Below are 25,703 nucleotides of genomic sequence, written 5' to 3'. Positions count from 1 at the left end.
GGTCGCGGAACAGCGTCACGTCCAGCAGCGGGACGGCGAGTTTCCGTTGCCGCCGGACGAACGCCGCGAGCAGCAGGCACCCGAGCAGTCCGGCGGCCGGGCCGAGCAGGTACATCGTGCCGCCGTGCGGGGTCTGCTTGATCGCGAAGGCGACGCCGATGACGCCCAGGGCGGCCAGCACGGCGCTGAGCACGTCCCACGGCCCGGCCGGCGGGTCCGCGGACTCCGGGATCAGCCAGAAGGTCAGCGGGATCGCCGCGAGCATCACCGGCACGTTGATCAGGAACGCGGCGTGCCAGGAGAAGGTCTGCACCAGGAACCCGCCCAGCAGCGGCCCGAGCACCGCTCCCGATCCGGCCACCCCGCTCCAGATGCCGATCGCGGTCTGGCGTTCGGCGCGGTCGGGAAAGGCCTGGCGCAGCAGCGACAGCGTGGCCGGCATGATCATCGCGCCGCCGACGCCGAGCACGGCCCGCGCGCCGATCAGCACCGCGACGTCCGGTGCCCACGCGCAGGCCAGGGACGCCAGCCCGAACACCACGTAGCCGAGCACCAGGATCCGGCGCCGGCCGTAGCGGTCGCCCAGCGTGCCGAAGGCGAGCAGCAGGGGTGCCGCGACCAGCGAGTAGACCGCGATGATCCACAGCTGGCTGGTCGCGGTGGGCCGCAGGTCCTCCGCCAACGCCGGCAAAGCCATGTGCAGCACCGTGGCGTCCACGGACACCAGCAGCAGACTGGCGCACAAGATCGCCAGCACGAGCCAGCGCCTACCCACCAGTGGACTGGGAGAAATGGTCACGAGCAGTTGGCCTCAAGCAGATGGTGATGCACGGTCCTAGTTTGGCCAATTCCGATCCGTGACACCTCATCCTTCAGACGCTTGTGAATCATCCTGTGGTTGTAGAAGCACAGGTCCTGCCGGGGAGGCTCACGTTAGCCGAAAGCCGGTGCCGCTCGTCGGGCGTTGGCGGTGAAACTCGACGAACGACTGTCCGGGTGTGCACTGTCCCGATCAGACGGCCATCTCGGGATCGAGATCGTCGCGAGGCGTGGTCAACGACGTTTGACGTGCTTGATCAACCGCGCCCGGCTGAGCCGGCGGGAAGCGTGAACCAGACGGTGAGTCCGCCGTCGATGCCGTCGGACAGTCCGATCGTGCCGCCGTGGGCGGTGGCGACGCGGCGGCAGGTGGCCAGTCCGATGCCCGCGCCGCCCTCCACGGTGCCGTGCTGGTGCACCTGGCTCAGCAGTGCGAAGGCCTCCTCGCGGCGTTCAGGCGGGATGCCCCTGCCGTTGTCGGCGATCTCGACGCGCACGAACTGGCCGCGGTGCTCCGCGCGGATCCGCACGACGAGCCGCCGGTCGGGGCGTGCGAAGCGGACCGCGTTGCCGACGATGTTCTGCAGCAGTGCTCGTAGGTGCGTCTTGTCGCCGCGGACCATCGGAAGCGGTTCGAGATTCAGGTCCATCGTCTCGGTTCCCGCGCCGGTGGCGCGGTCGTCGATGAGGTCGCCGAGGAGGGTGCCGAGGTCCACGGATCCGTACTTCAGTTGCCCGCCGAGCTTGGCGTATTCCAGCAGTCCGTCGACCAGGGCGTGCATGCGGTTGGCGGCGCCCCTGCTGCGTCCGACCAGTCGCCCGGCGGTCGGAGCGCCCACGACGGCAGGGTGGTCGGAGAGCAGTTCGAGGAACCCGACGATGCCGGCGAGCGGGTTGCGCAGGTCGTGGCTGACCCGCCCGGCGAAGTCGGCGAGTTCGCTGTTGGAGCGCAGCAGTTCGGCGCGGGCCGCGGTCAGCTCCTCCACGGTACGGGCGAGCGCCAGGCTGGACCGCCGCAGCTCCAGCACGTCGACGGCCTGGTGGGCCAGCAGGTCCAGGCTGCGCCGCTGCCGCCGGTCCAGCCGGTGCGGCACGTCGTCGAACACGCACAAGGTGCCGAGCACAGCTCCGGAGGGCGCCTGCAGCCGGCTCGCGGCGTAGAACCGGACCGACGCGATCCGGCCCGTGACGAAGGGGTTGGTGGCGAAGCGGGGGTCCTGCCGGGCGTCGGGCACCTCGACCGGCTCCGGTGTGACGATCGAGACGGCGCACATCGAGTCCTCCCGCGAGCAGATCGAAGGGGAGATCCCGACCGCCGCCACCTGGTGCTGGAGGTGCTCGCCGATCAGGTTGACCGCGCCGTGGGGCACGCCGCACACCTGCGCGGCCAGTTCCGCGAGGGCTTCCAGGTCAGATTGGCGCCCCAGGTCCTCGATGCCGTACTCGGCCAGAATGGAGTCGCGGTCGCGCTGCTCAACGGCCATCAGGCGTCACCTCTCCGGGATGTGCCACCGGTCCCGAGCCGGGCACGGGACCGCCCGCGGGCTCGGCGCTCGCGAATCCCACCCGCGTCATCCGGCCCCACTCGGCCTTCCCGCCACGCGCGGCGTCCATCAGGCCGCGCAGCCGCCACACCGCGGTCAACTGCCGGTAGCCGATGTTCTCGACGACCGCCACCACGAGGGCGACCGCCAGGTCCCGCCAGCCTCGATAGCGGTGGAACGAGTACTCCTCCACCACGAGGGCGACGAGGGAGAGCGCGACGCCGTAGCCGAGCGCCACCAGGAAGAACAGCACGGCGAAGGTCCAGTCGACGGCCCCGAGCAGCAAGCCGGCGACGAGGGCGACGAGCCCGAACAGCTCGACCACCGGCGCCAGCAACTCGAACAGCACGTAGAACGGCAGCGCCAGCGTGCCGACCGCGCCGTACGCCGGGTTCCCGATCATCCTCCGGTGCTTCCAGAGGACCTCCGCGAGGCCTCGCGACCAGCGGCGCCGTTGGCGGCCGAGAACTCGCAGCGACTCCGGTACCTCGGTCCAGGCCACCGGTTCGGGGACGAACACGACTCGGGCGCGCCGCCGGTGCTCGCGCGACCAGCGGTGCAGGCGGACGACGAGCTCGGCGTCCTCCCCGATCGTGTCCACGTCCAGCCCGCCGGTTTCCACCAGGACGTCGCGCCGGAACAGGCCGAAGGCGCCGGAGACGACGACGAGGGCGTTGAGGGCCGACCATCCGGAGCGTCCCAGCAGGAACGCCCGCAGGTACTCCACGACCTGCGTGCGTGCCAGCCAGGTCCTCGGCATGCGCAGCTCGGTCACGCGGCCGGCGACGACGGTGCTGTCGTTGACCGCGCGCACGACACCGCCGGTGGCGACCACGTGCTCGGGGTCGTCACCGAAGGGCCTGGCCACCGCCAGCAGGGCGTCCGGGTCGAGCAGTGAGTCCGCGTCGACCATGCAGACCAGCGGTTGGACCGCGACGTTGATGCCGGTGTTGTTCGCCGAGGCCTTGCCGCCGTTCTCCTTGCGGACCACGACCAGTGGCACCGCCGCGGGCGGGGCGTACACCGCGGTGACGGCGCCGCGGGTGGGCACGTCGTCCGGCACCACCCGCGGGATCTCCACCAGGCCGAAGTGGGCCCGCAACACCTCGAACGTGCTGTCGGTGGAGCCGTCGTCGACGACCACGACTTCGAACAGGGGGTGTCGCAGGGCCAGCATGGCGTTGACGCTCTCGACGATCGTCGCCTCCTCGTTGTGCGCCGGCATCACCACCGACACGCCGAGCGTCAGCGGGTTGGTGTACGCCTCGTCGAAACCCGCGTAGGGGCGGCGCCGGAGGTGACGGCGGAACTCGCGCACCGCGAGCAGGATCAGACCGAGGTAGCTCGTGTTGAGCAGCAGGAAGTACGCCAGCACGAACCAGTTGGCCACCACGATGACGGTGCTGACGACGTCCAGCGCCGTCACGGCCGCACCGCCGCGAGCAACCCCTTGGCGTTCGCCGCCATCAGAGCCTCCTGGGCGTGGCGTGCGGTCGAACCCGAACGGCCGGCCAGCCGTGCGAGAGCGGCCAGGCCGTCAGGACGAATCGCGGCCAGGGACGCCGCGGCCGTGTGCGCGACCCAGTGCACGGGGTCGTCGACCAGATCGGTCAGCACGGGAACGGCGCGCCGAGCCCCCAGCGCGCCGAGGGCCTCGGCCGCCGTCACCCGCAGCGCGAGCGGCTCGCGAGCGGAGGTGGCGGCGATGACGTCGTCGACCGAGACAGGAGCGCCGATGCGCCCGAGGGCGCGGGCCGCGCGCAGGCGCACCTCGGTGGAGTGGTCGGTGCGCAGCATCGCGACGAGCACCGGTGCCGTCGCCACCGCGCCGACCAGGCCGAGAGCCTCGGCGACCTGGGCGCGGACGAGGTCGTCGGCTCGATCCGCCGCAGCGAGCAGCGATCGAACCGCCGCCGGACCGATCTGCCGCAAGGCGGCCATGACCAGGTGGTGTGGCAGCGGGGGCGTGCGCAGCAGGCCGTGCACGAGCGCCGTCGCCGACATCGGGTCGGCCAACCGGCCAAGGGCACGCACCGCCACCGCGCGCACTTCCCAGTCCCGGTCACCCAGCAGCCGCACGAGCTGCACCGTCACCCCCGGTCCCCCCACCGCGCCGAGCAGGTGGGCCGACCGGGCGCGCACCACGGCGCTGCGCCGATGCACACCGCGCATCGCCCGCTCCACCGAACCTCTGCGTTCGAGCAGGCCGATCACGGCCGTTCGCGCCTCGCCGCGCACCTTGCCGAGCATGGCGACGGCGACCGGCTCCAGTGCACGCCATGTGCGCGGATCCACCGCGACCAGCCGTTCCACCACCACGGGGTCCTCGTCATCTCCCGCGACCAACTGGACCAGCCACGGACGAGCGGACGCCACGAGGCGCGCATGACGTGCGTCGGTGACCCGGAGCCACCACCGGCCGATGAGGACTGCCAGGGCGAGGACGACGAGCACGACGGCCAGGCACACCGCGGCCACGACCAACAGGTCGCGGTCGACCGACGGGGACACGGGCGAGGTCATCGCCGACTGCGGGCCAGGACGGCGCGAACCCGGCTGGCCAGCTCACGGGGGCTGAACGGTTTGGTCAGGTAGTCGTCCGCGCCCCAGTCGAAGCCGCCCTCGACATCGCTCTCCTGGGCGCGGGCGGTCAACAGGATCACCGGTATGGCCGCGGTGGCCTCCGCCGCGCGCAACTCCCGGCAGACGTCCAACCCGGTCATCCGGGGCATCATCACGTCCAGGACAGCGATGTCCGGCATCGCGCTGCGGGCCATGGCCAGGGCGGTGGCGCCGTCCTCGGCGACGAGCACGTCGTAGCCGGATTGCTCGAGCTTGAACACCACGACGTCCCGGACGTCGGCGTCATCGTCGGCGACGAGCACGGTGGTCATGGGAACTCCCAGGTTCTCGGCGTCGCGATTGAAGTACCCCGAACTGGACCATTCAGTCGATCGGGGTACCTCAATCGCGCGACCACGCCTCGGCACGGCGGGACGTCCCGCAGTCGCCGTCCACCGGCAGGCGCTCGGCGGCCTGGGAGTCAGCCTCAGAGCACGTGGCTACGGGACAAGCGCGACACCGGCCCGGATCACGCCACCGCCCCCACCGAACGGTCGGTCACCAGGGTCATCGGCCGTGCCAGCCGGGCGAACGGCGTGACCAGGCCGATCAGCGGCACCGGGGGTGTCTCGTCGTCCGATTCGATCAGGTGCACCACCAGGTCGCGACGCCGGAACACGGTGGTTCCGCCGGAGGCCACGGTGATGCCGGCGAGACGCCGGGCCAACTCGCCGGCGTGCCCGGGCAGCGACTCGTACAGAACGGCCCTGCGCGGCAGCCGGCCGGTGTGGCCGTTGCCGGACGCCACCCGCATCACGGAGGTCGCCGCGAACCGACGCAGGCTCGCCTCGTCGGTCACCTCGCGGTCGTGGACCAGGTGCGGCCGCAGCCGCTGCTCCGCCGCCCGGACCTGGGGTTGCTCCGCCAGGTGCCGGACGGCTTGCCAGGGAGGGCAGGTGATGTCCACGACCCGCACCACGACACGTCCCGCCATGAAGACGGACGTGCGCTCCAGCAGCGACCACCCCGTCTCCGGGCAGCACACGGCAAGGGCCGCGTAATCGGAGAGGATCTCGGCCACGACCGCCTCCGATCCGGACCGGACCCGGAACGTCAACGCGTAGCGGTCCACGGTTCGGCTCCCGGTCATCGTGACGGCCGGAAAACCACCGCAGTGGCCGGTGAGGAGCTGCTCGTCCATCATCGGAACAGCACTTGGTCGACCACGGCCCGCAGGACGTCGGGACGGGGTGCCGCCGGACTGCGCCAGGCGACGAACCCGTCCGGGCGGATCAGGACGGCCCCGTCGTCGGTGATGCCGTAGCGGCGGGTGAGCTCGCCGGTGGGGTCGTGCAGGGTGTCGCCGATGCGGTGGTGTTCGATCGGGACGTCCGAGAAGTCCGCGGCCTGCTGCCGGCCGGTGACGAGCACCAGGCCGCGTCCCATGAAGTCGACAGTGGACAGTGCGGTGCCGTTGTGCGCCACGGTGACGTGAGGTGCGCGGCAGCCCGGTGCGGCGGTGGGGTGGTCGGGGTCTTCCACCGGGTGCGGAGCGGAGGTGCCGTCCGGGACGAAAGCGCCCTCGGGATAGGTGTAGCCGAACATCGTCGCCCGCTGGCGGACGGCGCTGTCGTGTGCGTCGCCCGGCTTGCCGTTGACCAGGCCGTACCGCTCGACGGTCAGCGCGGTGGTGTGCCGGGCCACGGGGAGGCGTTCGGTCTCGTAGGTGGCCAGCAGGCCCGGGCCGGCCACACCGCGGTGGTGCAGGGCGATCTTCCACGCCAGGTTGAAGACGTCCTGGACAGCGGTCGCCACGCCGAAGGTGCCCACGGGCGGCATGACGTGGGCGGCGTCGCCCGCGATGAACGCCCGGCTGGCGCGCATCCGGTGGGCGACCTGTCCGGAGATCTCCCACGGGGTCTCGGACACGTGGTCGATCACGATCGGCAGGTCTTCGAGGCCGATGGCGGTGCGCAGCAGGTACACGCACCGCTCCTCGGTGAAGTCGGCGACGTCGTCACCCGGCCGCAGGGAGACGGCGAACCGCCACCGCTTCGCGCCGTCGATGGACGTGAGGAACCCGTGCACGGCGGGGTTGCGCACGGTCAGCGCGACGATCTTGCGCCCGCGCAGCGGTTCGCGGAGGTCGGCGTCGAAGTAGATGTTGACCTTGCGCGCCAGGAGGTCCGAATCGTCCTGCCCGACGCCGAGCATGCGGCGAACGGGGCTGTGCGCACCGTCCGCCACGATGAGGTGCCCGGCACGAACACGCTCTTCCCGTCCGGTGCGGTGATCGAGCACCACCGCGACAACGCCTTCGGGTTCGTTGTCCACCGCCACCACCTCGTGGTGGTAGCGCACGTCCGCGCCGGACTGCACGGCGTGTGCGCGCAGCAGCGGTTCGAGCTGGTTCTGGTCGATCGCGGCCCACCGGCAGGGGCTCAGCGGGTCGGGGCCGGTGTCGAGGCGGTTGGGCAGCCGCCGCAGTTCCGGGCCCGCCAGGGTTTCGGCGTGGGCGACGACGGTGTGGTCGGCGATCGGCGACCGCACCTGCCCGATGGCCTGCTCCAGACCCACGGCGCGATAAAGCTCCATCGTGCGCGGGTTGAGCGCCCGCGCCCTCGGATCGGTCGACGGCTCGGCACGGCGTTCCACCAGCAACGCCGGCACGCCGTACCAGGCCAGGAACACAGCGGCGGACAGACCCGTCACGCCGCCGCCCGCGATCAGCACCGGGGCCTCAGACATGGCGCTCCCAACGGTAGAACTCGTGCGCCATCGCGTCCTTGGGCTCGCGCCACGCCTCGGGGTCGTAGGCGGTGACGAACGGGCTCAACTCCTGGCTGATCCGCCGGAAGCGGGGGTCGTCGCGGTGCGCGGCCATCGCCTCCGCCAACGGGCGGTCGCTCTCCACCAGGTGCAGGTAGAGCTCACCGAACCGGAACAGGCTGCGCCCCCGCACGCCGAGCGCGGCGGGCAGGTCGGAACGGTGGTCGGAGTCGGCGAACACGGCGGCCACCTCGTCGGCGGCCTCGGGGACCATGCGGGCGACGATCAGGGTGCGGTGCACGCGACCTCCTCGACCTTCCGCTTGATCAGCTCCATCTGGACGCGGCTGTTGTCGTTGATGCGCTTGGTCATGGCTTCGTCGTCCACCGGAGCATCGGGTTTCATCGCGAAGTCCTGCGTCCAGCGCATGCGCACACCCGTGTCGAGTTGTTCGTAGGTCCAGCGGATGTCCATCCGCTCGAACGGCCCGGTCTCGACGCGCCGGGCGGTGACCGTCCTGGTGGCCTGGTCCGCGACGCGCTCGGACACCCAGCTCCACACCTTGCCGGCCGGATCCGGGTGCATCGTCAGGCGGAACAGCACGCGGTCGCCGTCGCGTTCTAGCACCTCGGCCGAGGCGTACTCGCTGAACAGCTCCGGCCAGCGCTCGACGTCGTTGGTGCGTTCCCACACCAGCTCCATCGGCGCGTCGATGACGATCTCGTTCTCGGTGTGGCCGCTCATCCCCGGACCTCCCCGGGCAGCAGGGCCAGCAGCTCGCGCGGCGACTGGTGCGGCCGCAGGTCGGCGTCCTTGGGCACGCCGTGGTGGCGCTGCAGCTCGGACAGCACGCCCATCAGGCCGAGGGAGTCCACGCCGAGGTCGTCGAAGGTGTGGCCGGGGTCGGTGACCTGCTCGCCGGTCACGGGAACGCCGGTGCACCGGCTGATCAGCGCTGCCAGGTCGTCGGGGGAAAGCCTGGTGTCCACGTCACATACCTCCGCTGGTCGGTGATTCCGGATGGCGCAGCACGAGCGCCGAGTTCCCGCCGTACACACCGCGGGACAGCACCAGGACGGTGCGCAGGTCGACCGGACGGGCGACACCGGTGACCAGGTCGAGGTCGAACCTGCAGTCGCGCACGCCCGGTGTGGGCGGGACGAGACCGTGTTCGAGGGCCAGCACCGCGGTGGCGACGTCGAGCACGGCCGCGGCGGCGTAGCAGCGCCCGTACCCGGCCTTGGGCGCGGTCACCGGCACCCGGCTCGCGCGCTCGCCCAGCAGCAGGCGCAACGCCTCGGCTTCGGCGGCGTCGGCGTGCGGGTCGGCCATCGCGTCGAGGAACACGGCGTCCACGTCGCCGGCGGTCAGACCCGCTTCGGTCAGCGCGGCCGTGGCGGCCCGCAGCAGACCCTGCGCCGACCGGTCGAACCGCCGCCGGCCGGTGTAGGTCGCGCCGTGCCCCGCCACCACCGCTTTCACGGCGGCGCCCCGGCGGTGCGCGGCGCCGGCGTCCTCCACGACGAGCATGGCCCCGCCCTCGGCGGGCGCGAACCCGCCTGCCCGCTCGGTGAACGGCTGGTAGGCCGTGGCCGGGTCACCGGACGTGCTGAGCAGCCCCAGCCCGAGCTGGCAGCACAGCGCGTACGGGCAGAACGGGGCTTCCGCGCCGCCGACGAGCATGGCCCGCGCGCCTCGTCGCAGCTCACTGCCCGCGGCGGCGAGGGCGTCCAGTCCGCCCGCCTCGTCGGCGACCAGCACCCCGGACGGTCCGCGCAGGCCGTTGCCGATGGAGACCTGACCGGAGCACGCGGCGTAGAACCAGGCGATCGACTGGTAGGGGCCCACGTGCTCGGGTCCGTGCCGCCACAGCTGTTCGATCTCCCGCTGGCCGAACTCGACGCCGCCGCTGTAGCTGGCCGTCATCACGCCGAACTCGAAGGGCTCCACCGCCGCCGGGTGCAGCACGGCGTCGCGCAGCGCCAGGTCGGCGGCGGCGAGGGCGAAGTGCGTGAACCGGTCGGTCTGCACGGTGATCCGCGGTGCGACCCACCCGGCCGGTTCGAACCCGGCCACCTCGCCCGCCACGGTGACGGGGTAGGGGTTGGGCTCGAACCGGCCGATCGGCGCGAGCGCCAGGTGCCCGTCGCGCACCGCGGGCCAGAACTCGTCGACCCCCAGACCGCTCGGGGCGATCACCCCGAGACCGGTCACGACGGGCGCGGACCGGGTGGTCGCGGGGCTCATGGCCGCCCCGCTCTCGTCAGCACCACCGCGGACTGGAACCCGCCGAAGCCGCTGCCCACCGACAGCACCACGTCCAACTGGCGTTCCCGCGCGGTGTGCGGCACGTAGTCCAGGTCGCACTCGGGGTCCGGCGTGTCCAGGTTGGCGGTCGGTGGGACCACGCCGTGAACGAGCGCCAGCGCGCAGGCGGCCAGTTCGACGGAGCCGATCGCGCCCAGCGAGTGGCCGATCATCGACTTGATCGAGCTGACCGGCACCTGGTGCGCGCGCTCACCCAGCAGCCGGTGGAACGCGGCGGTCTCGTGCCGGTCGTTCTGCCGGGTGCCCGAGCCGTGCGCGTTGATGTAGCCGATCTCCGCCGGCGACACCGCGGCGTGGTCCAGCGCGCGCCGCGCGGCCTCGGCCATCTCGACGCCCTCCGCCGTCAGGCCGGTCATGTGGTGGGCGTTGCTGCGGGTGGCGAAGCCCTCGACCTGCGCCAGCACCTCCGCACCCCGGCGGCGGGCGTGGCCGAGCTCTTCCAGCACCAGCACGGCCGCGCCCTCACCGAGCACGAACCCGTCCCGGTCGCGGTCGAACGGCCGAGCCGCGTGCGCGGGGTCGTCGTTGCGCGCCGAGGTCGCGCGGATCGCGTCGAAGCAGGCCACCGTGATCGGCGAGATCGGGGACTCCGAAGCCCCCGCCAGCACCACGTCGGCCCGGCCTTCCTCGATGAGGCGGGCGCCGTGGCCCACCGCGTCCAGCCCGGCCGTGCACCCGCTGGACACCGTCCGCACCGGCCCGCACGCGCCGACCCGGTCGGCGACCTCCGCGGCCAGCGTGGCCGGGGACAGGGCGCAGTGCAGGAACGGCGAGGCCGCGTCCGCGTCGACCAACCACCGCTGCCCGCGCCGCGAGGTGGCCACGTAGTCCTGCTCGAGCAGCGTCGTGCCGCCCACAGCGGAACCCATGGACACACCCACCCGCCACGGGTCCGCGACGGCCACTTGCGCCTGTCGCCACGCCTCGTCGGCGGCGACGGCGGCGAACTGGACGTAGCGGTCCATGCGGGTGATCTCCGCGCTGGTCAGGCCCGCGTGCACCGGGTCGAAGTCGCACTCGGCGGCGATCCTCGACCGGAACCCCTCCGGGTCGAACAGGGTGATCGGCCGGGTGGCGGTGCGCCCGGAGGTGATCAGCTCCCAGAAGCCCTTCGTCCCGATGCCGCCCGGTGCCACCACCCCCAGGCCGGTGACCGCCACCCGGCGCCTCATGACGCCTGCTCCGTGTCCACGTGCCCCAGTTCCGGCCGGGGCGCCAACGGGGACAGCTGGAACAGCACGCGCGCCGGTGACGTCCCGGTGTTGCGCAGGCGGTGCCGCACACCGATCGGAACCAGGATCGCCTGGTCCGCGCCCACCTCGTGCGGTACGTCGTCCAGGTCCAGCACCACCGAGCCCTCGACGACGTAGAGGAACTCCTCGGAGTACGGGTGGTAGTGCTCGTTGACCTGTTCGCCCGGCCCGACCAGCACGACCCCCATGAACCCGGAGGTGGCGCAGACCGTCGCCGGACCGAGCAGGACGCGGATGTCGCCACCGCGGTGGGTGTTGGGTGCGACGTCGGCCGGGCTGATCGCCCGGTGGAGCTGGCCGGTCATGCCATCACCCCCACCACTCGGTCGGTCACCAGCGACATCGGGCACGCCAGGTCCACCAGCGGTGCCAGCTTGTCCGCGAGCGGCACGGCAGGCATGCCGTCCGGGGACTCCACCAGGTGCACGACCATGTCCCTTCGCCGGAACACCGTTGTGCCGCAACCGGAATCCGAACCTTCGTCAGCGAGCAGCCGGGCCACCTCGCCGGCCTTGCCCGGCAGCGCCCGGTAGAACGCCGCCGCACGGGGCAGGTGGCCGGTGTGGCCGTTGCGGGAGGCGACCACCCGCATCACCGAGTCGGCCAGGAAACGCCGCCGGCCGTCGGCGTCGGACAGGTCGCGGTCCTGCACCAGGTGCGGCCGCAACCGCTGCTCCACGGCCTGGATCTGCGGTTGCGCGGCCAGGTGCCGGATCGCCACCTCCGGCGGGCAGACGATGTCCACGACCCGGACCACCACAGGTCCGGCCATGAAGACCGACGTGCGGTCCAGCAGCGGGCGCGCGGCCTGCGGCCGGCCGGGTGGGGGCCCGGCGTAGTCCGCCAGGATCTCGGCCACCGCGGTCTCCGACTCCGGCCGCACCGGGAACGTCAACGCATAGCGGTTCACGACTTCGCCTCCAGCAGTTGTCGATCGGCTTCGGCGCCCGGCGCGGTGCTCAGGCGGACGTGGTAGCGCGAGGACTCCCGCGCCGTCGTGCACGCGACCAGCGGGGCCGCCAGCCGCCGGTGGTCGGCGCCGCGCTCCCACGCGTGGAAGTGCGCGGCGCTCGCCCACTCGCTGGTGATCACCCAGTCCTCGGGATCAGCCTCCGACTGGCACACCTGGTCGCCGAGGTAACCCTCCACTTGCGACACCTGGTACCTGATCCGGTGGTAGGCCTCGAGGAAGCGGTCCTGCTCCGCGTCCGGCACGCGCACGCGGAAGATCACCCGCAACCGGCCGCATCCGGGCGTGTGATCCGCTGTCGACGCCATCTCGTCTCCTCGGGGGTCTGCTTGGGACGAACGGGCAACCTCGTTGTGACCGAGGGTTGATCTCCCCGCACCCGCCAGCAAGTCGGGGTCGGCCACCAGGCTGAACATCCACTCGATCGAGAGGACAAACCTCGGGAATCGCTCAGGAGGACGGTTCCGGGTGGGAAGCGATCCGGCAGGCGTGCGAAGCCACCGCGTTCCGCACACCCTCGGCGTGCAACATCCGGCGGCATGTCCTGATGTCGTCTGTTTTGCCCGTCTTCGCGACCTTGCACGCCTTGAGCACGTTGGCGGTCGCCTTGTACCCGTTCTCCATCACGTGGTCGATGCAGATGCCGGGGTCGGCCTGGGCGGGCGACCCCGCGAACGAGAACACAGCTGCGGCAGTGAGCACCATGCCGGTCAGACCGGCCGTGCGAGGCAAACGCGACATCGGGTCGTCCTCTCCTGGACACGCTGGGACACGGTGCTTCGCCGTGCCGCGGCGGGGGTGTTAGGTCGCCACCGAGTACCTCAGGATGCATCCGACAAGCCGACCCGGCTGGTCCAACCCTCGATCGAGCGCAATGCCGCCCCGTCCGAGGGAGGAAGCCTCCTGCGGCGTGCGCGGCGGGTAGGCCGCCACCGCGTTCCGCTGCTCGATCGAGCGCTCGTTCCACTATCCGGTGAGGTTGCCGCCGGCGGCACTTCCTGTCCGTCGCAATAGGACGGTCGCACTCGCCGCGAGAGCGCGGCGGGGCTTCGTCGAGCGCGGGTGGTGTGCGTCGACCTTATGGCCAATTGGTATGTACCACTTGGTGCGACCCTCGTCGTACGGTCGGCGGGCAATCACCCTGCATGCAAGGAGCGGACATGAACCGCAAGCTCATCGCCGCCGCCACAGCGGCGGTCACAGCGGCCGGGCTGAGCATCGCGGTGGCGCTGACGACCAGTGCCACCGCTGCCGACACAGCCGACCCCGCCATGCTGGCCGCGATGGCCCGTGACCTCGGCATCTCCTCGGAGCAAGCGCGTGAGCGCCTCGACGCCGAGAAGGCCGCGGGCCAGACCGACGCCACGCTGAAGTCGCGCCTCGGCCCGGCCTACGCCGGGGCCTGGCTGGACGGCACCGGCCACACCCTCACCGTCGCGGTCACCGACCCGGCGCTGGCCGGCGCGGTGCGCTCGCACGGCGCCGTCGCCGCCACGGCGAAGCACAGCGCGTCCGCTCTGGACAGCGCGAAGACCAAGCTGGACGCCAAGGCCACCACCGCACCCGGCGCCGTCCCCGGCTGGTACGTCGACGTGCGCGCCAACAAGGTCGTCGTGCTCGCCCGTGCCGGCGGCGAGACGCAGGCCAGGACGTGGGCGGCCGAGGCGGGTCTGCGCGGCGACGTCGTCGCCGTCGAGGCCAGCACCGAGAACCCCAAGCCGCTGATCGACGTCATCGGCGGCAACGCCTACGGCGTCCCCGGCGGGGGCCGCTGCTCCATCGGCTTCGCCGTCGAGGGCGGCTTCGTCACCGCGGGCCACTGCGGAGCCACCGGCGGCCGCACGTCCAACCCCGGCGGCACCATCCAGGGCAGCAGCTTCCCCGGCAACGACTACGCCTGGGTCCGCACCGACGCGGGCAACACCCCGCGCGCCCTGGTCAACCGCTATCCCGGCACCGTTCCGGTCGCGGGCTCGCAGGAAGCTCCGGTCGGCTCCTCGGTCTGCCGCTCCGGCTCCACCACCGGCTGGCGCTGCGGCACCATCCAGCAGAAGAACGCCTCCGTCACCTATCCCGAGGGCACCATCACCGGCCTGACCCGCACCAACGCCTGCGCCGAGCCCGGCGACTCCGGCGGCTCGTGGCTGACCGGCGACCAGGCCCAGGGCGTCACCTCCGGCGGATCCGGCAACTGCCAGAGCGGCGGCACCATCTACTTCCAGCCGGTGACCGAAATCCTGCAGGCGTACAACCTGCGCCTGGTGACCTCCGCCGGCCCGACCACGACCACCCAGCCGACCAGCACGACCACGACCACCACCACGCCTCCGGGTGGTGGCGACTCGTGGGCCCCGTACACCTACTACGGCACCGGCGCCCAGGTCACCTACGGTGGCGCTTCCTACCGCGTGATCCAGGCACACACGTCCGTTCCCGGATGGGAGCCGCCGAACACCCCTGCCCTCTGGCAACAGGTCTGACGACAACACCTCCCACCGTCCCGACGGCTGCTGCCGTCGGGACGGTTTCCGTGCGGGCGGCAGGACAATCCGGCCGCAGAACGTGGTGATAACCTCTGGAGGGCGGATCAGTTTACTGATCAGCGGGGTCCAGGAGGTAGGCCGTGAACGATCGCCATTCGGGCCCGCGGACCCTCGCGGAGAAGGTGGACCACCTCTTCCGCGAGGTGCACCCGCGAGACCGCAAACCGTTCACGCACCCCGAGGTGGCGAAGGCGACCGGGCTGTCCACCGGACTGCTCTCCGCGCTGAGGTCCGGCAAGAACGTCAACCCCACCAAGGACACCCTGGAGAAGCTGGGGAAGTTCTTCGGCGTCTCGGCCGCCTACTTCCTCGACGACGAGCCCTCCGAGCAGGTGAGTGCTCAGATCGCGCTTGCCGCGTTGCTGCGCGATGCCGGCATCGCCAGGGTGGCGACGAGAATGGTCGGGTTGTCCGACGGGAGCTTGGAAACGGTCACTGCCATGACCGAGCAGCTGCGCAAGCTGGAAGGACTTGACTCCGACAACGCTGGGGGGCGTTGACCTTGAGATGGCGGGCGTCGCGCCGCATCGAGCGGCGCGTGGTGAGTCGGCTGGAGATACCGGATTCGGGCAGGGTGCGGGACCTGTGCCGCGGGGTGGGGGTGCGGCGCGGCCGGCCGATCGAGCTGATGCCGTTGCCGATGTCGGCCTCAGGTGCCTGCGGGCTGTGGATGGCGGGGGCCACCACGGACTACATCTGCTACGAACGCAACACCACGCCGGTGCACCAAGCCCACATCGTGCTGCACGAACTGGGTCACATCCTGTGCGACCACCCCGGCTCCGAGCCGGTCGACCTGGCGTTGTCCGGTTTCTTCCCCGACCTGAGCGCCACCACCCTCAAGATCATGCTGGCCCGGCACCACGCGGGTTTCTCCGCCGAGCACGAGACCGAGGCGGAGACCGTGGCCTACCTGATCTCCGAGCTGCTCGACGCGCGACCGCGGCGCGCGGGGGATCGGCCACCGGGGATGGGTGACCGGCTGGGCCTGGCGATGGAATGAGCGCGGCGAGCGTCGTCCACCTCTTCGCACTCGTGACCGTCGCCGCCGCGGTCGTCTACCGGGCGGCCACCTGGCGTGAGGACCACCAGGCGCCCGCCGGCAGGGCGTTGACGCTGACGATGGTGCACCTGTTCCTGCTGTACCTGCTGGGGTGGGCGCCGGTCTACTGGCTGGTCCACGACCTGCTGGGGCGGGTTCCCAGCCTGCCCCAGGTAATCCAGCACGTCGCGTGGATGGCGATGTCCTTCCACGCCCACCAGTTCGTCATCCGCGTCTCCGCGACCGCCGACGACCTGCGGCGACGCCTGCGGTTCAGCCGGATGTTGTTCGCAGTGGCACTCCCGCTGCTGCTGATCGGCTACGTGATCGGCCCGCTGCGCACCGGACTGCCGATCGTCGGGCCGAGCGGGACCCGTGATCCCGGGGTCCTGTTCTACGACCTTGTGTGGGAGACGCACAACATCATCGTCCTGGTCCAGATCCTGCTCGTGAGGTGGCGCAGCGCGGCCATCGAGCGCAGGTATCTGCGGATCGGCGTGCGCCTCATGGGGCTCGGCTGCCTGATCTGGTTGGTCATGCTGATCCACAAAATGGCGTATCAAACGGTCGTCAGCCTGGGTTACACGCCGCCCTACGAGGAGAACGGGGTGCACGGCATCCAGTTCCTCTTCTCCGCTCCCGGCGTGTGCTTCCTGGTGATCGGCATGACCATCCCGTCCTGGGGACCGCGCGTGGCCAGGTACTGGCACCGGAGACGGGCCTACCACCAGTTGACGCCGCTGTGGAACGCACTCGAGCCGGTGCGCACGGCCACGCCGCTCGCGGTCCTGCGCACGCGGAACTCCCGGCTGCGGCAGCGGGTCATCGGCATCCGCGACGTGCTGGTCGGGCCGCTGCACGGGCACCTCTGCGAGAGCACCGTCCAGTTGGCCAGGGCGCATGCGGTCCGGTCCGGCCTGAGCGAGGACGATGCGCAGGCCGTCGCCGAGGCCACCGCCATCGCTGCCGCTGTCTCCTCCCGGATCAGCGGTGGAGCAGGCCCGGTGCCCGCGGTGCGGTCGCCGGAGCTGCGCCGCGCGCCGGACTTCGACGCGGAAACGGCGTGGCTGGTCAAGGTCAGCCAGGCCTACCGCCGCTCACCCGTCGTGCCTGCGGTCCTGAAGCAACTGTCTTCGCGCTGAACCACGTGAACAGGGCGCAACCATGGCCACTATCTGATCACTTCAGTGACTGAGTTCGCCAGTTTGGTCATCTTGTTGACCCTTCTGCTCGCCTGCGGCTACGCTGCGTCCGATCACTAAAGTGATACAAGCGGGGAGCTAAATCAAGTGAAGTGATTCTTGGGGGAAGTCATGTCCGCAGTGAGAGCGATGGCGCGCGCCGCCATCGGTGTTGTCTTGGCGGCAGTCGTCAGCGTCACGGTCGTATCACCCGGCCACGCCGCACCGCCCACGCCGCCCTTCGGTCCGGAAATCGACCCGTACGCGGCGTCCGACCCGCAGCGAACCTGCGACCCGACGCCGAAACCCGGCGTCGTCGATGTCCAAAGCCTGCTCGTGTCCACCTACGGGCGTCCGAGCCTGGGCATCGGCCGTCAGTGCAGCCAGGGAGGTGCCAGCGAGCACAAGGAGGGGCGCGCGCTGGACTATCCGTTCAACGCGAACGACCCCGGCCAGCGGGCGCAGGGCGACGACCTGGTCAACTGGCTGCTGGCGACCGACCAGCACGGCAACCGGCACGCGCTGGCCCGTCGCATGGGGATCATGTACATCATCTGGAACCGGCAGATCTGGTCAACCAGGACGTTGAGCTGGACGCCGTACAGCGGCGCGAGCCCGCACACCGACCACGTCCACCTGAGCTTCAGCTGGAACGGCGCGCTGAAGAAGACGAGCTGGTGGAGCCCGCTGAAGCCGGTCGACCGGTCCCAGGGCGACATCACCGGCGACGGGTACGCCGACCTGACGACTGTCACGGCCGAGGGTCGTTTGGCTGTGTTCGGCAACGGCATCCTGGTGCCTGGCAACAACGGTGTGCCCTTCCACGGAGTGATGTGGCAGACCGACAACACGAACTGGGGTCAGGACGCCAGGTCGATCACCACCGCCGACGTGACCGGTGACAAGTTCGCGGACTTCCTGGTCCTGACCGGTGCCGGCAAGCTGCAGATCTACGGCAACGAGTTCTTGATGAACCCAAACCACTCGCCGTTCTCGGGGGTGTGGCGGGAGTACGGCAACTGGTCGGGGTATCGGAAGATCGCTGCCGGGGACATCAACCACGACGGCTTCGCCGATCTTGCCGCGGTGACGACGAGCGGCAAGCTGGAAGTCTTTCTGAACACCAATCAGGTGGGTGAGGGGCAGTCCCCGTTCAGTGCTCCGTTGAAGGTGTACGAGACGGGATGGGGGGCTGACGTTCTCGACATCGCTCTTGGTGACGTCACCGGTGACGGGTATGCCGATCTTGCCGCGATTCGTTCCGACGGCTCGTTGAAGGTCTATGGCAACGGAATCTTGTTGCCTGGTCGTGGTGATACTCCGTTCTGGGATGTCACCTGGCAGATCTCCAGCGCGTGGAACACCGTGCACGACATCAGCCTGAGTGACGTCACGGGTGACGGGTTCGCGGATTTGACCGCGATCACGGCCGCGGGGGAGTTGCAGGTCTACGGCAACGTGATCGGTCACACCAAGACCGACTACTACACCGGCGCGCACTGGCGTTACCCGAACTGGACCGGCGTCCACCACGTCGCCTGACCAAGTGGTGTTGGTGCTCTCCGTCCACTCGCGACGTGGACGGAGAGCACTGCCGTCTTCCGCCTGCATCGGCGACTGGGGATGCGGACCTCCGCCATGCCGGCCCCGACCTGTGCGGCTGGCCGGACAGGCCGAGCGCCAAGTCATGCACGTGCCGGCAGCTTGTCGCTCGTAGGAGTGAAGCACGAATCCCGCACGACCAGCCGGGTAGCCGCAGGAGCAGCAACGCCTGGTCAAGAAGAAGACGAAGGAGTGGTCATGAGGCGACGGATGATGACAATGCTGGCATCTGCGGCATTGGCGTCCGGTGTGGTAGTGGGTGCTGCCGGCTCCGCTGCTGCGGATCCGGACATCTCGATTGTCCAATGCCTTCTCGGCGGCGGTCTGCCGATCCCCGAGTCCGAGGACGGCCAGAGCCTCGTGTGCCTGGGCGGCGCGTACAACGGCCACAAGGTGCGCGTCCCGGAACAGCCCGGTGCGTGAGCCACGATTTTGAGTCGGCGCGGTCGCGCATCGGTGAGAAGGCCGTGACGGTCGAACGGGTTGGGCATCTGGGCCCAGCGCTGCAAGCGGGTGCCGGTGTCTCGCCACCGGACCTGTGTCCCGCTGTCGAAGCAGCCTGCGAGTTCAACGACCAGCAGGCTGCGCAGCCACAACCGCGTCTCGCCCAGTTCCACGACGCCGCCGACGGCGGGGTGTTCGTCGACGACGAGGGTCAGGTCGCGCGGGTCCAGCGCCGGCGTCCGGGCAGGCATGCTGAAGTCGAGTCCGACCACCGTGGGTAGGGGCCGACCGGCGGGGTGCCGGGACGATGTCGTCCGTGGTGAGCAGTTCGGTCAGGTGGCGGTGATGTCCAGTTTGCCGATCCTGTTGGTCGTCAGGAGGCCGAACCAGACGGCGCCGGGTTGGTGGACGTTGATGTCGCAGGGGTAGGAGGCCGACGAGGGTGTGCTCCACATCCGGACCTCGTGCGTGACGGGGTTGAACCGGGCGATCTGGTTGCCCAGCCCGAACAGCGCCGGGAAGCTGACCGAGAAGTAGATGTTGCCGTCACTGGCCTCGGCGATGGGGCCTGGCATGGGGAGCGGGTTGCCGATGCTGCCCACACCGAGTCCGTCGAGGATGCTGGTGAGCAGCCCGCCCGCACCCAGCAGCGGGTATTCGGTGATCTGCCCGGTGGCAGGGTTGATGCGGGCGATCTTCATGCCGAGGGCTTCACCGACCCAGATGGTGCCGTCGGAGGCGGTGCGCACGCCGACCGGGAACGAGGCGGGTGTAGGCATCGTGTACTGGGTGAACACGTGCGTGTCCACGTCCAGGGTGGCGACCTTGTTCAGCTGGGGCAGGTCGAACACGACGGTGCGTCCGGGACCCGGTTTGATGATGCCGAACAGCGCGGCGACCTGACCGAGGATCTCGCCGGGCACGCGGTACTTGCTCCACTGCCCGCTCACCGGGTCGTAGCGGCCGATGGAGTCCAGTCCGCCGAGGGTGAACCACAGCGCGTCGTCCGGGCCGCGCGCGAGGTCGTTGGCCAGTCCGAGTCCGCTGTGCAGCGGAAGTCCCAGCGGCTGCGGGGAGAAGGCGTTCGCCCAGGGCAGCGGGAGCTCGGCCATGGAACCGTCGGTGGTGTCGACGCGCAGCAGGCTGTTGCCGGTCACCTGGGGCATCCACAGGTTGCCCGACGCGTCCAGGTCCATGCCGCCGGGCACCGACAGCGGCATCGGTGTGGAGAAGTTGGCGAACTGCCCGGTGGCCGGGTCGAACCGGGCGACCTGACTGCTCAGGTACTGCTCGACCCAGAGTTTTCCGCTGTGGTCGAACTCCACCTCGCACACACCCCCGATCGGCAGTGACGAGGGAACCGGGCCGTATTCGGTGATCGGCGTCGCCGCGCCGGCGGAACTCGGTGCGAGTGCTGACGCGAGCAGCGCCGCAGCAACCGCCAGCAGCTGCCTGTGCCGTGCTGATCTCATGGTCCACTCCAGTGATCCGCCATTCGGCCATGCCGTGCTTCCGCGTTGAGTAAAGCGGTTTCGCCATGCGGTCCTGTCAACCTTCACCTGAAAAGCGCAGTCGCCTGTCCAAGCGGTCGAAACGGTGCTCGGCAGGCCGCTGAACAGTGCGCAGCAAGTTGTGAGCGGCGACCCGGTCCTGTGTCGGGTCTGCTGCACGAGGAGGTGTCGGACGCGGTGCAGGCACTTCGGGGGCCGAACGTGGATAAGCGGTCCGACCCTGTTTGACCTTGAGCAGTCACGCATCCATCAGGGCAGCTGAATGTGCCGGGTCGGCAAGCTCCGCTGAACACGGTGGAGGACCGCACGAGTGGTCAGGCATGGCTGAACAGTGTCGTCGAGCAGCCGGCACCCCGCGTTGGTCCGGTAGCGCGGTGCGGCTGCACCCCGGTGCTCCGCACCGCGCCTTGCCGTCTGAGCCTTTCGGTCCGCTCCTTCGGAAGCTCCTGTCGCGACCGATCCACGGGAACGTGTGGTCGGCATCGGTGCTGTGGGTCACGGCCTGGTTGTGCTGTCTGGTCAGGCTGACACTGACGCTCGGCAGACTGTCCGTGAGGGTGGAACCCGCGACCTCGCATGGTGGCAGCAGGTTCTCGCACTGTTGATGATGATCTCGGCGGTGTCGTGTTCACGCAATTTCGGACGTGCCTGCCGGACCGGTGCTGTGGCGCTCCGCGCGCCGCAGGTACCGCTCCAGCCCGTTGAGTTTCTGGTCGGCGATGAACGTCGACCGCTCATTGATGATGATGTCCTCGGCGTGGCGGATGCATGCCCATGCCGAGTCGCCCCACGGGTCGGCGACCTTGACCTCGACGGGCTCGTCGCACGGGCCCGACAAGCCGAGCTCGCACACCTGGGAGTGCTCGCCGTCGAGGTGGTTGGCCGCGAGGTGCCGCAGCTGGCCCGCCAACTTGGCCGATGCGGTGGAGCGCGGGCCGGGGATCTGGTCCAGGCCGCGTTCCGCGCGCACCGCTTGAATGGCCGCCAAACGCAGCTCCAGCTGGTCGGCGACGATTCCGGCCAGCGCGGTGAGCGTCGCGAGTTGGGCGTCGGTGACCTCGCGGGGGTCGCGGTCGATCACGTTGACGGTGCCCAGCCGGTGGCCGTCGCTGGTGGTGATCGGCGCGGCGGCGTAGAAGCGCAAACCGAGGTCTCCGCGCACCAGCGGGTGCTCGAGGGTGCGGGGGTCGACCGCGCCGTCGTTCACCACGTACACCCCGTCCTGCAACACGGCCGAGGCGCACAGGCCGGGCTCGGTGCCGATCTGGGTGACGCCCGACAGACCGTGGCAGGCCGCGAACCACACGCGGTCGACGTCCACGATCGTCACGGTCGCGATCGGTGTGCCGAAGACCTGCGCGGCCACCCGGGCGACGTTGTCGAAACTGCCGTCGGCGGGCGCGTCCAAGATGTGGTACCGGCGAACCGCCGACAGACGCTCTGGATCGGTGTGGGTGAGCACGCGAGCAGAATAGCCGCGGACCAACACAGTTCCGAGCCGTGAGCAGTTCCTCGGACGTGCGACGTTCTTCCGTGCGGCGTAGCGGACCGACGACACGAGCACGGGAACGTTCCACGTGGCCGTTGTTCAAAACGCGGTGTTCTGCGAGACCGTCGGAGGATCTCTCGTCCCCGTCATTCGGCGGTTCAGAGGACGGCGGTGAAGGTGACGGTGCCGCTGACGCTGGTCAGGCCTTGGGGCGTGAGGCAGGCGGTGAGGTCGGTGGCGGGCAGGACTTTGGTCTGGACAACGGTTGCGCCTTGGAACAGTCCGTCGACCACGGTGCCGGTCAGGACGAGCACGGTGGTGCCACCGGGTTTGAGGTTGACCTCGAAGCCGCCTCGGACGGTGCTGCTGTGGCCGGTGTTCCAGTGGTAGGTCGAGGTGTTGGTGGTGGAGCCGGCCAGGCAGCTGAACGTGCCGCTGACCAGTGAGGTGAAGGTCGCGCCGGTGATCTCGGGGTGGCTGGGGGACACGCAGCCACCCAGCGTGCCGGTGGCGTGGAAATCGATGTGTCTGGGCAGCAGCGTCATGCCGGGGGAATAGGTGCCGACCTGGGTGCCCAGGGCGCAGTTGACGTCCACCGCGGACGCCGAAGCGGGCACGTGGAACAGCCCTGCGGCGCCGAGCAGCCCGCCGACCACGGCAACGATAAAGAAACGCAGACGCATGAGAATCCTGCTCTCCGGAAAGGTGATGAGCGAATCCAGTTTTGCGATCCGTTCATCTGCTCTCAATCGGCTGAACGGCTTGTCTTGGAACACTGTCCGTGGGTGCTGGAGGGCATTACGCGCGGTCGGAATTATTCCTTGTGAAGTGACATCGACTTCGGCGGTGAAGACTGTGGCACTGGTCGTTGAATTGGTGGGGCAGCCGGGTCAGGCGAGTTCGGTGATGGTGATGTTGGCGGGGCCGCTGGTGCCGGTGACGCCTTCGGGGGTGAAGCACTGAGCCGGTGTGGTGTTGAGCAGCGCCGCGGTCATCACGACGGTGGCTCCGGTGAACCTGCCCGCGGTAACCGTGCCCTGGTAGACCACGACGACTTCGTTCGCGGGACGCAGCACCACGAGCCCGACTGCGGCCACGGTGGTGGTTTCGCCGGTGTTCCAGGTGATGGTCACGGTGATGGAGATGCCGCCGCCGAGGCAGGACACCAGGCCGTTGGCCACGATCGCGTACCCGCCGGAGGTGATGGTGGGGGATCCGGTGGAGGCGCAGGAGTCGTAGTCGGCGCTGGAGGTGATGGAGACGACCTCGGGCTGCGCGGTCACCCCCGGGTTGTACGTGTTGGCGCCGCTGCCCACGCAGGACAGCAGTTCGGTCGCCGCCTGGGCCGCAGGCGCGGTGACCACGACTCCGGCCGCCGCCGTCAACGCGACCACGGCGGCCGTCAAGAACCGCCGCGCCGTTGACAACAGCCCCACTGTTCTCGTGGCTCTCATCGAAACACTCCTCGCATCCGGGACTTGGCCGGATCACACTCTAATCCCGCGACGGCACTCCAAATGGGCGAAAAAGGATGATACTTTCCGTATGTGTCGACCCGGGGAATCCGCGTTGCCGACCACTGCTGGCCTGTCTTTCGGCAAGTCTGAGCGACAGCGACCTTTCGTGTGCTACTTGGGGTACACCCGTTTGGCTGATATCCACGGATGCCACAGGCTCGTTGAAGGAGGGCAAATTCCGTGACGTGAGGATATGACGGATGAGAAGACTCGGAGCCGGGCTGGTCGCCGCTGTGCTGGTGGTGGCCGGCGGTGTGCCGGCGGGCGCGGTGGACGGCACGCTGCCCGGTGGCATCGGGATCGCGGTGGACATCGAGACGCCGCTGCCCGACACGGTGATCCCCAAGGGCACCACCACGGTGGTCGGCACGGCGTCGATCGGCACCAAGCCGGCGACGCCGAGAACGTCACTGGTCTACGTGCTGGACAGCTCCGGCAGCCTCGGCCAGGCCGGGTGGGACGCGGAGAAGCAGGCAGTCGCGGAGTTCCACCGGAAGGTGGCGCAGCAGCCGTACCTGGGTGTCGGCGGCGTCGGCTTGGCCGCGTTCTCCACCGGCGGCCGGGTGTTCTGGACCGGTCAGGCCGCCGGTCCGCAGTTCCACGAGGCGCTGGCGGCCCTGCAGTGGCAGAACGGCAGCACCAACTTCACCGCCGGCCTGAGGGCGGGCACCGAGGCCGCGAACGCGACGACCGAACCCCGATCGATCATGGTCTTCCTGTCCGACGGCCGCGACAACCACGCCCTGGAGAACTTCGAGGGCGCCCTGTCCCAGGTGCCGCAGCGGGTGGACATCCACACCGTGGCGTTCGGCCCTGACGCCCAGTGCGGCAACGGCCCGCGCAGCCTCAAGCGGATGGCGGACGTCACCGGCGGCACGTGCGTCGAGGCTTCCGAGGTGAGAGACCTGCCAGCCGCGCTGGGGAGGCTGTTCCCGTCCGAACTGCAGCGCCTGACGCTGACCGTGGACGGCGGCCCGGAGTTGCCGATCACCGACATCACCCCGGCTCTGCCCCAACCCGGCCCGCGCCAGGTCCGCTACACCGTCAAGACCCCGCCGCTGGACGTGGGCAACCACCCGTTGTGCGTCACCGCCCATGGCACCGACCACGCCGGGCCGGGGAAGGTCACCGACTGCACCAACGTGATCATCCGTGAACCCTCGCTCAGCACCACCCCGACCACGGCGGTCCCGACCACCAGCACCACCCCGGCCAGCCCCGGCGGCCCGCCACCGGCGGCGGCACTGCCCGGCAACCGCCAGGTCAGCATCATCCCGCGCGGCGGCGTGGACACCGGCGGGACGGCACCGTGACCGCCCGTAAGCGCGCGGTCATCGCCGCCTTCGCGGCCGCACTCCTGATCGCCGGCCTGCTCACCGCCGGGCTGCTCCTGCCCTCCGGTGACGACGGCCCGGCCGGGCAACCCATCACGGCACAACCAACGGCGATGTCCGCCGCGGCACCGGTCGAGGTGCGCATCCCCGCCCTCGGCGCCCGCTCCACCCTGATCCCGCTGGGACTCAACCCCGACGGCACCGCCGAGGTCCCACCGCTGGACCGGCCCCTCCAAGCCGGTTGGTACAAGCACGGCCCCGCACCCGGCGACACCGGTCCCGCCGTTCTGCTCGGCCACGTCGACGGCCACGGCCGCCCCGGCATCTTCCACGACCTCGCCAAGCTCAAGTCCGGTGATCGCGTCGAGGTCGCCCGCCACGACAACAGCACCGCGACCTTCACCATCAGCCGGGTCGACCGCGTCCCCAAGGACCTCTTCCCCACCGATTCCGTCTACGGTGAGACCACCACCCCGCAACTGCGACTGATCACCTGCGGCGGCGTCTTCGACCCCGCCACCGGCGACTACAGGGACAACGTCATCGCCTACGCCGACCTCGTCTGAAGCCGGCTCGCCGTCACCGCGCTCACCAACGCCCTCGCCCGCCGCGGTGACGTCGCCGGCTGCGTGGTCCACACCGACCGCGGCTCGCAATTTCGATCCAGGAAATTCGTCCGTGCGCTCGCGCGTCACGGCCTGCCCGGGTCGATGGGACGGGTGGGCGCGGCGGGTGACAACGCCGCGATGGAAAGCTTCTTCGCGTTGCTGCAGAACAATGTTCTCGACCGGCACG

28 protein-coding genes and 1 pseudogene are annotated in these 25,703 nt (G+C 70.2%); 9 read left to right on the top strand and 20 right to left on the bottom strand.

Going from position 1 to position 25,703, the window contains the following annotated elements:
* The 16 genes from L6E10_RS33745 to L6E10_RS33670 all read right to left on the bottom strand — a co-directional run.
* A partial coding sequence (locus L6E10_RS33745; RefSeq protein WP_236224197.1) for an MFS transporter occupies nt 1-775 on the bottom strand: 775 nt, incomplete at its 3' end.
* Nucleotides 776-1,076: 301 nt separating this feature from the next.
* A complete protein-coding gene (locus tag L6E10_RS33740; protein WP_236224196.1) occupies nt 1,077-2,303 on the bottom strand; it encodes an ATP-binding protein in 1,227 nt (408 codons plus the stop codon).
* On the bottom strand, nt 2,293-3,789 hold the full coding sequence (locus L6E10_RS33735) for a glycosyltransferase family 2 protein (protein ID WP_236224195.1): 1,497 nt from the start codon (nt 3,787-3,789) through the stop codon (nt 2,293-2,295). The genes L6E10_RS33740 and L6E10_RS33735 overlap by 11 nt, the downstream gene beginning before the upstream one ends.
* Entirely contained in the window at nt 3,786-4,886 is a 1,101-nt protein-coding gene (locus L6E10_RS33730) for a HEAT repeat domain-containing protein (protein WP_236224194.1), read from the bottom strand. Before L6E10_RS33730 ends, L6E10_RS33735 begins: the two co-directional genes overlap by 4 nt.
* Entirely contained in the window at nt 4,883-5,257 is a 375-nt protein-coding gene (locus L6E10_RS33725) for a response regulator transcription factor (RefSeq protein WP_236224193.1), read from the bottom strand. Before L6E10_RS33725 ends, L6E10_RS33730 begins: the two co-directional genes overlap by 4 nt.
* Nucleotides 5,258-5,454: 197 nt before the next feature.
* On the bottom strand, nt 5,455-6,126 hold the full coding sequence (locus L6E10_RS33720) for a SchA/CurD-like domain-containing protein (RefSeq protein ID WP_236224192.1): 672 nt from the start codon (nt 6,124-6,126) through the stop codon (nt 5,455-5,457).
* Complete coding sequence (locus L6E10_RS33715; protein ID WP_236224191.1) at nt 6,126-7,673, bottom strand: FAD-dependent monooxygenase; 1,548 nt, start codon at nt 7,671-7,673, stop codon at nt 6,126-6,128. Before L6E10_RS33715 ends, L6E10_RS33720 begins: the two co-directional genes overlap by 1 nt.
* Nucleotides 7,666-7,995, bottom strand: a complete 330-nt coding sequence (locus tag L6E10_RS33710; protein ID WP_236224190.1) for a TcmI family type II polyketide cyclase — start codon at nt 7,993-7,995, stop codon at nt 7,666-7,668. Before L6E10_RS33710 ends, L6E10_RS33715 begins: the two co-directional genes overlap by 8 nt.
* On the bottom strand, nt 7,980-8,438 hold the full coding sequence (locus tag L6E10_RS33705; protein WP_236224189.1) for an SRPBCC family protein: 459 nt from the start codon (nt 8,436-8,438) through the stop codon (nt 7,980-7,982). The genes L6E10_RS33710 and L6E10_RS33705 overlap by 16 nt, the downstream gene beginning before the upstream one ends.
* Complete coding sequence (locus tag L6E10_RS33700) at nt 8,435-8,683, bottom strand: acyl carrier protein (protein WP_236224188.1); 249 nt, start codon at nt 8,681-8,683, stop codon at nt 8,435-8,437. The genes L6E10_RS33705 and L6E10_RS33700 overlap by 4 nt, the downstream gene beginning before the upstream one ends.
* Nucleotide 8,684: 1 nt before the next feature.
* Nucleotides 8,685-9,941 carry a beta-ketoacyl synthase N-terminal-like domain-containing protein gene (locus tag L6E10_RS33695; RefSeq protein ID WP_236224187.1) on the bottom strand — a complete coding sequence of 419 codons (1,257 nt, stop codon included), beginning with the start codon at nt 9,939-9,941 and terminating at the stop codon, nt 8,685-8,687.
* The gene (locus tag L6E10_RS33690) at nt 9,938-11,194 is read right to left on the bottom strand and encodes a beta-ketoacyl synthase (protein WP_236224186.1); all 1,257 of its coding nucleotides are present in this window, start codon (nt 11,192-11,194) and stop codon (nt 9,938-9,940) included. Before L6E10_RS33690 ends, L6E10_RS33695 begins: the two co-directional genes overlap by 4 nt.
* The gene (locus tag L6E10_RS33685; protein WP_236224185.1) at nt 11,191-11,580 is read right to left on the bottom strand and encodes a cupin domain-containing protein; all 390 of its coding nucleotides are present in this window, start codon (nt 11,578-11,580) and stop codon (nt 11,191-11,193) included. The genes L6E10_RS33690 and L6E10_RS33685 overlap by 4 nt, the downstream gene beginning before the upstream one ends.
* Nucleotides 11,577-12,185, bottom strand: coding sequence for a SchA/CurD-like domain-containing protein (locus L6E10_RS33680; RefSeq protein ID WP_236224184.1), 609 nt, complete (start codon nt 12,183-12,185; stop codon nt 11,577-11,579). Before L6E10_RS33680 ends, L6E10_RS33685 begins: the two co-directional genes overlap by 4 nt.
* The gene (locus L6E10_RS33675; RefSeq protein ID WP_236224183.1) at nt 12,182-12,553 is read right to left on the bottom strand and encodes an antibiotic biosynthesis monooxygenase; all 372 of its coding nucleotides are present in this window, start codon (nt 12,551-12,553) and stop codon (nt 12,182-12,184) included. The genes L6E10_RS33680 and L6E10_RS33675 overlap by 4 nt, the downstream gene beginning before the upstream one ends.
* Nucleotides 12,554-12,695: 142 nt before the next feature.
* Nucleotides 12,696-12,986, bottom strand: coding sequence for a hypothetical protein (locus L6E10_RS33670; RefSeq protein ID WP_236224182.1), 291 nt, complete (start codon nt 12,984-12,986; stop codon nt 12,696-12,698).
* Nucleotides 12,987-13,405: 419 nt separating this feature from the next.
* On the opposite strand from L6E10_RS33670, the gene L6E10_RS33665 reads away from it, so the two are divergent.
* The 6 genes from L6E10_RS33665 to L6E10_RS33640 all read left to right on the top strand — a co-directional run bounded on the left by L6E10_RS33665 (nt 13,406) and on the right by L6E10_RS33640 (nt 19,036).
* Complete coding sequence (locus L6E10_RS33665; protein WP_236224181.1) at nt 13,406-14,725, top strand: alpha-lytic protease prodomain-containing protein; 1,320 nt, start codon at nt 13,406-13,408, stop codon at nt 14,723-14,725.
* Nucleotides 14,726-14,868: 143 nt separating this feature from the next.
* On the top strand, nt 14,869-15,288 hold the full coding sequence (locus tag L6E10_RS33660; RefSeq protein ID WP_236224180.1) for a helix-turn-helix domain-containing protein: 420 nt from the start codon (nt 14,869-14,871) through the stop codon (nt 15,286-15,288).
* Nucleotides 15,289-15,326: 38 nt separating this feature from the next.
* Nucleotides 15,327-15,791: a hypothetical protein gene (locus L6E10_RS33655; protein WP_236224179.1), complete on the top strand. Its 465-nt coding sequence runs from the start codon at nt 15,327-15,329 to the stop codon at nt 15,789-15,791.
* Entirely contained in the window at nt 15,788-16,972 is a 1,185-nt protein-coding gene (locus tag L6E10_RS33650) for an MAB_1171c family putative transporter (RefSeq protein ID WP_236224178.1), read from the top strand. The genes L6E10_RS33655 and L6E10_RS33650 overlap by 4 nt, the downstream gene beginning before the upstream one ends.
* Before the next feature lie 189 nt (nt 16,973-17,161).
* Nucleotides 17,162-18,553, top strand: coding sequence for a VCBS repeat-containing protein (locus tag L6E10_RS33645; RefSeq protein ID WP_236224177.1), 1,392 nt, complete (start codon nt 17,162-17,164; stop codon nt 18,551-18,553).
* Nucleotides 18,554-18,811: 258 nt separating this feature from the next.
* A complete protein-coding gene (locus tag L6E10_RS33640; RefSeq protein WP_236224176.1) occupies nt 18,812-19,036 on the top strand; it encodes a hypothetical protein in 225 nt (74 codons plus the stop codon).
* 353 nt (nt 19,037-19,389) lie between these two features.
* On the opposite strand, the gene L6E10_RS33635 is transcribed toward L6E10_RS33640, so the two are convergent.
* The 4 genes from L6E10_RS33635 to L6E10_RS33620 all read right to left on the bottom strand — a co-directional run bounded on the left by L6E10_RS33635 (nt 19,390) and on the right by L6E10_RS33620 (nt 23,511).
* The gene (locus L6E10_RS33635; protein ID WP_236224175.1) at nt 19,390-20,529 is read right to left on the bottom strand and encodes a hypothetical protein; all 1,140 of its coding nucleotides are present in this window, start codon (nt 20,527-20,529) and stop codon (nt 19,390-19,392) included.
* Nucleotides 20,530-21,196: 667 nt separating this feature from the next.
* Nucleotides 21,197-22,132, bottom strand: coding sequence for a GAF domain-containing protein (locus L6E10_RS33630; RefSeq protein WP_236224174.1), 936 nt, complete (start codon nt 22,130-22,132; stop codon nt 21,197-21,199).
* An 83-nt stretch (nt 22,133-22,215) separates the two neighbouring features.
* Nucleotides 22,216-22,833 (bottom strand): hypothetical protein, encoded by a 618-nt coding sequence (locus tag L6E10_RS33625; protein ID WP_236224173.1) that lies wholly within the window; start codon nt 22,831-22,833, stop codon nt 22,216-22,218.
* Nucleotides 22,834-22,947: 114 nt separating this feature from the next.
* On the bottom strand, nt 22,948-23,511 hold the full coding sequence (locus L6E10_RS33620; RefSeq protein ID WP_236224172.1) for a hypothetical protein: 564 nt from the start codon (nt 23,509-23,511) through the stop codon (nt 22,948-22,950).
* Between the two features lie 263 nt (nt 23,512-23,774).
* Between L6E10_RS33620 and L6E10_RS33615 the strand changes: the two genes are divergently transcribed.
* The 3 genes and pseudogenes from L6E10_RS33615 to L6E10_RS33605 all read left to right on the top strand — a co-directional run.
* On the top strand, nt 23,775-24,887 hold the full coding sequence (locus tag L6E10_RS33615; protein WP_236224171.1) for a vWA domain-containing protein: 1,113 nt from the start codon (nt 23,775-23,777) through the stop codon (nt 24,885-24,887).
* Nucleotides 24,884-25,474 carry a class F sortase gene (locus L6E10_RS33610; protein ID WP_374237587.1) on the top strand — a complete coding sequence of 197 codons (591 nt, stop codon included), beginning with the start codon at nt 24,884-24,886 and terminating at the stop codon, nt 25,472-25,474. Before L6E10_RS33615 ends, L6E10_RS33610 begins: the two co-directional genes overlap by 4 nt.
* A pseudogene (locus L6E10_RS33605) lies at nt 25,475-25,703 on the top strand (DDE-type integrase/transposase/recombinase); the annotation flags it as partial.

It is taken from the genome of Lentzea sp. CC55, from assembly GCF_021056325.1.
Classification (GTDB): domain Bacteria; phylum Actinomycetota; class Actinomycetes; order Mycobacteriales; family Pseudonocardiaceae; genus Lentzea; species Lentzea jiangxiensis.
This window is presented reverse-complemented; position numbering and strand designations above follow the sequence as displayed.

Coding starts and splice junctions, on each gene's coding strand:
- L6E10_RS33645 (WP_236224177.1), top strand. CDS start 17,162: ATGGCGCGCGCCGCCATCGGTGTTGTCTTGGCGGCAGTCGTCAGCGTC.
- L6E10_RS33615 (WP_236224171.1), top strand. CDS start 23,775: ATGAGAAGACTCGGAGCCGGGCTGGTCGCCGCTGTGCTGGTGGTGGCC.
- L6E10_RS33740 (WP_236224196.1), bottom strand. CDS start 2,303: ATGGCCGTTGAGCAGCGCGACCGCGACTCCATTCTGGCCGAGTACGGC.
- L6E10_RS33665 (WP_236224181.1), top strand. CDS start 13,406: ATGAACCGCAAGCTCATCGCCGCCGCCACAGCGGCGGTCACAGCGGCC.
- L6E10_RS33705 (WP_236224189.1), bottom strand. CDS start 8,438: ATGAGCGGCCACACCGAGAACGAGATCGTCATCGACGCGCCGATGGAG.
- L6E10_RS33670 (WP_236224182.1), bottom strand. CDS start 12,986: ATGTCGCGTTTGCCTCGCACGGCCGGTCTGACCGGCATGGTGCTCACT.
- L6E10_RS33720 (WP_236224192.1), bottom strand. CDS start 6,126: ATGGACGAGCAGCTCCTCACCGGCCACTGCGGTGGTTTTCCGGCCGTC.
- L6E10_RS33690 (WP_236224186.1), bottom strand. CDS start 11,194: ATGAGGCGCCGGGTGGCGGTCACCGGCCTGGGGGTGGTGGCACCGGGC.
- L6E10_RS33620 (WP_236224172.1), bottom strand. CDS start 23,511: ATGAGAGCCACGAGAACAGTGGGGCTGTTGTCAACGGCGCGGCGGTTC.
- L6E10_RS33730 (WP_236224194.1), bottom strand. CDS start 4,886: ATGACCTCGCCCGTGTCCCCGTCGGTCGACCGCGACCTGTTGGTCGTG.
- L6E10_RS33635 (WP_236224175.1), bottom strand. CDS start 20,529: ATGAGATCAGCACGGCACAGGCAGCTGCTGGCGGTTGCTGCGGCGCTG.
- L6E10_RS33715 (WP_236224191.1), bottom strand. CDS start 7,673: ATGTCTGAGGCCCCGGTGCTGATCGCGGGCGGCGGCGTGACGGGTCTG.
- L6E10_RS33725 (WP_236224193.1), bottom strand. CDS start 5,257: ATGACCACCGTGCTCGTCGCCGACGATGACGCCGACGTCCGGGACGTC.
- L6E10_RS33685 (WP_236224185.1), bottom strand. CDS start 11,580: ATGACCGGCCAGCTCCACCGGGCGATCAGCCCGGCCGACGTCGCACCC.
- L6E10_RS33675 (WP_236224183.1), bottom strand. CDS start 12,553: ATGGCGTCGACAGCGGATCACACGCCCGGATGCGGCCGGTTGCGGGTG.
- L6E10_RS33695 (WP_236224187.1), bottom strand. CDS start 9,941: ATGAGCCCCGCGACCACCCGGTCCGCGCCCGTCGTGACCGGTCTCGGG.
- L6E10_RS33650 (WP_236224178.1), top strand. CDS start 15,788: ATGAGCGCGGCGAGCGTCGTCCACCTCTTCGCACTCGTGACCGTCGCC.
- L6E10_RS33640 (WP_236224176.1), top strand. CDS start 18,812: ATGAGGCGACGGATGATGACAATGCTGGCATCTGCGGCATTGGCGTCC.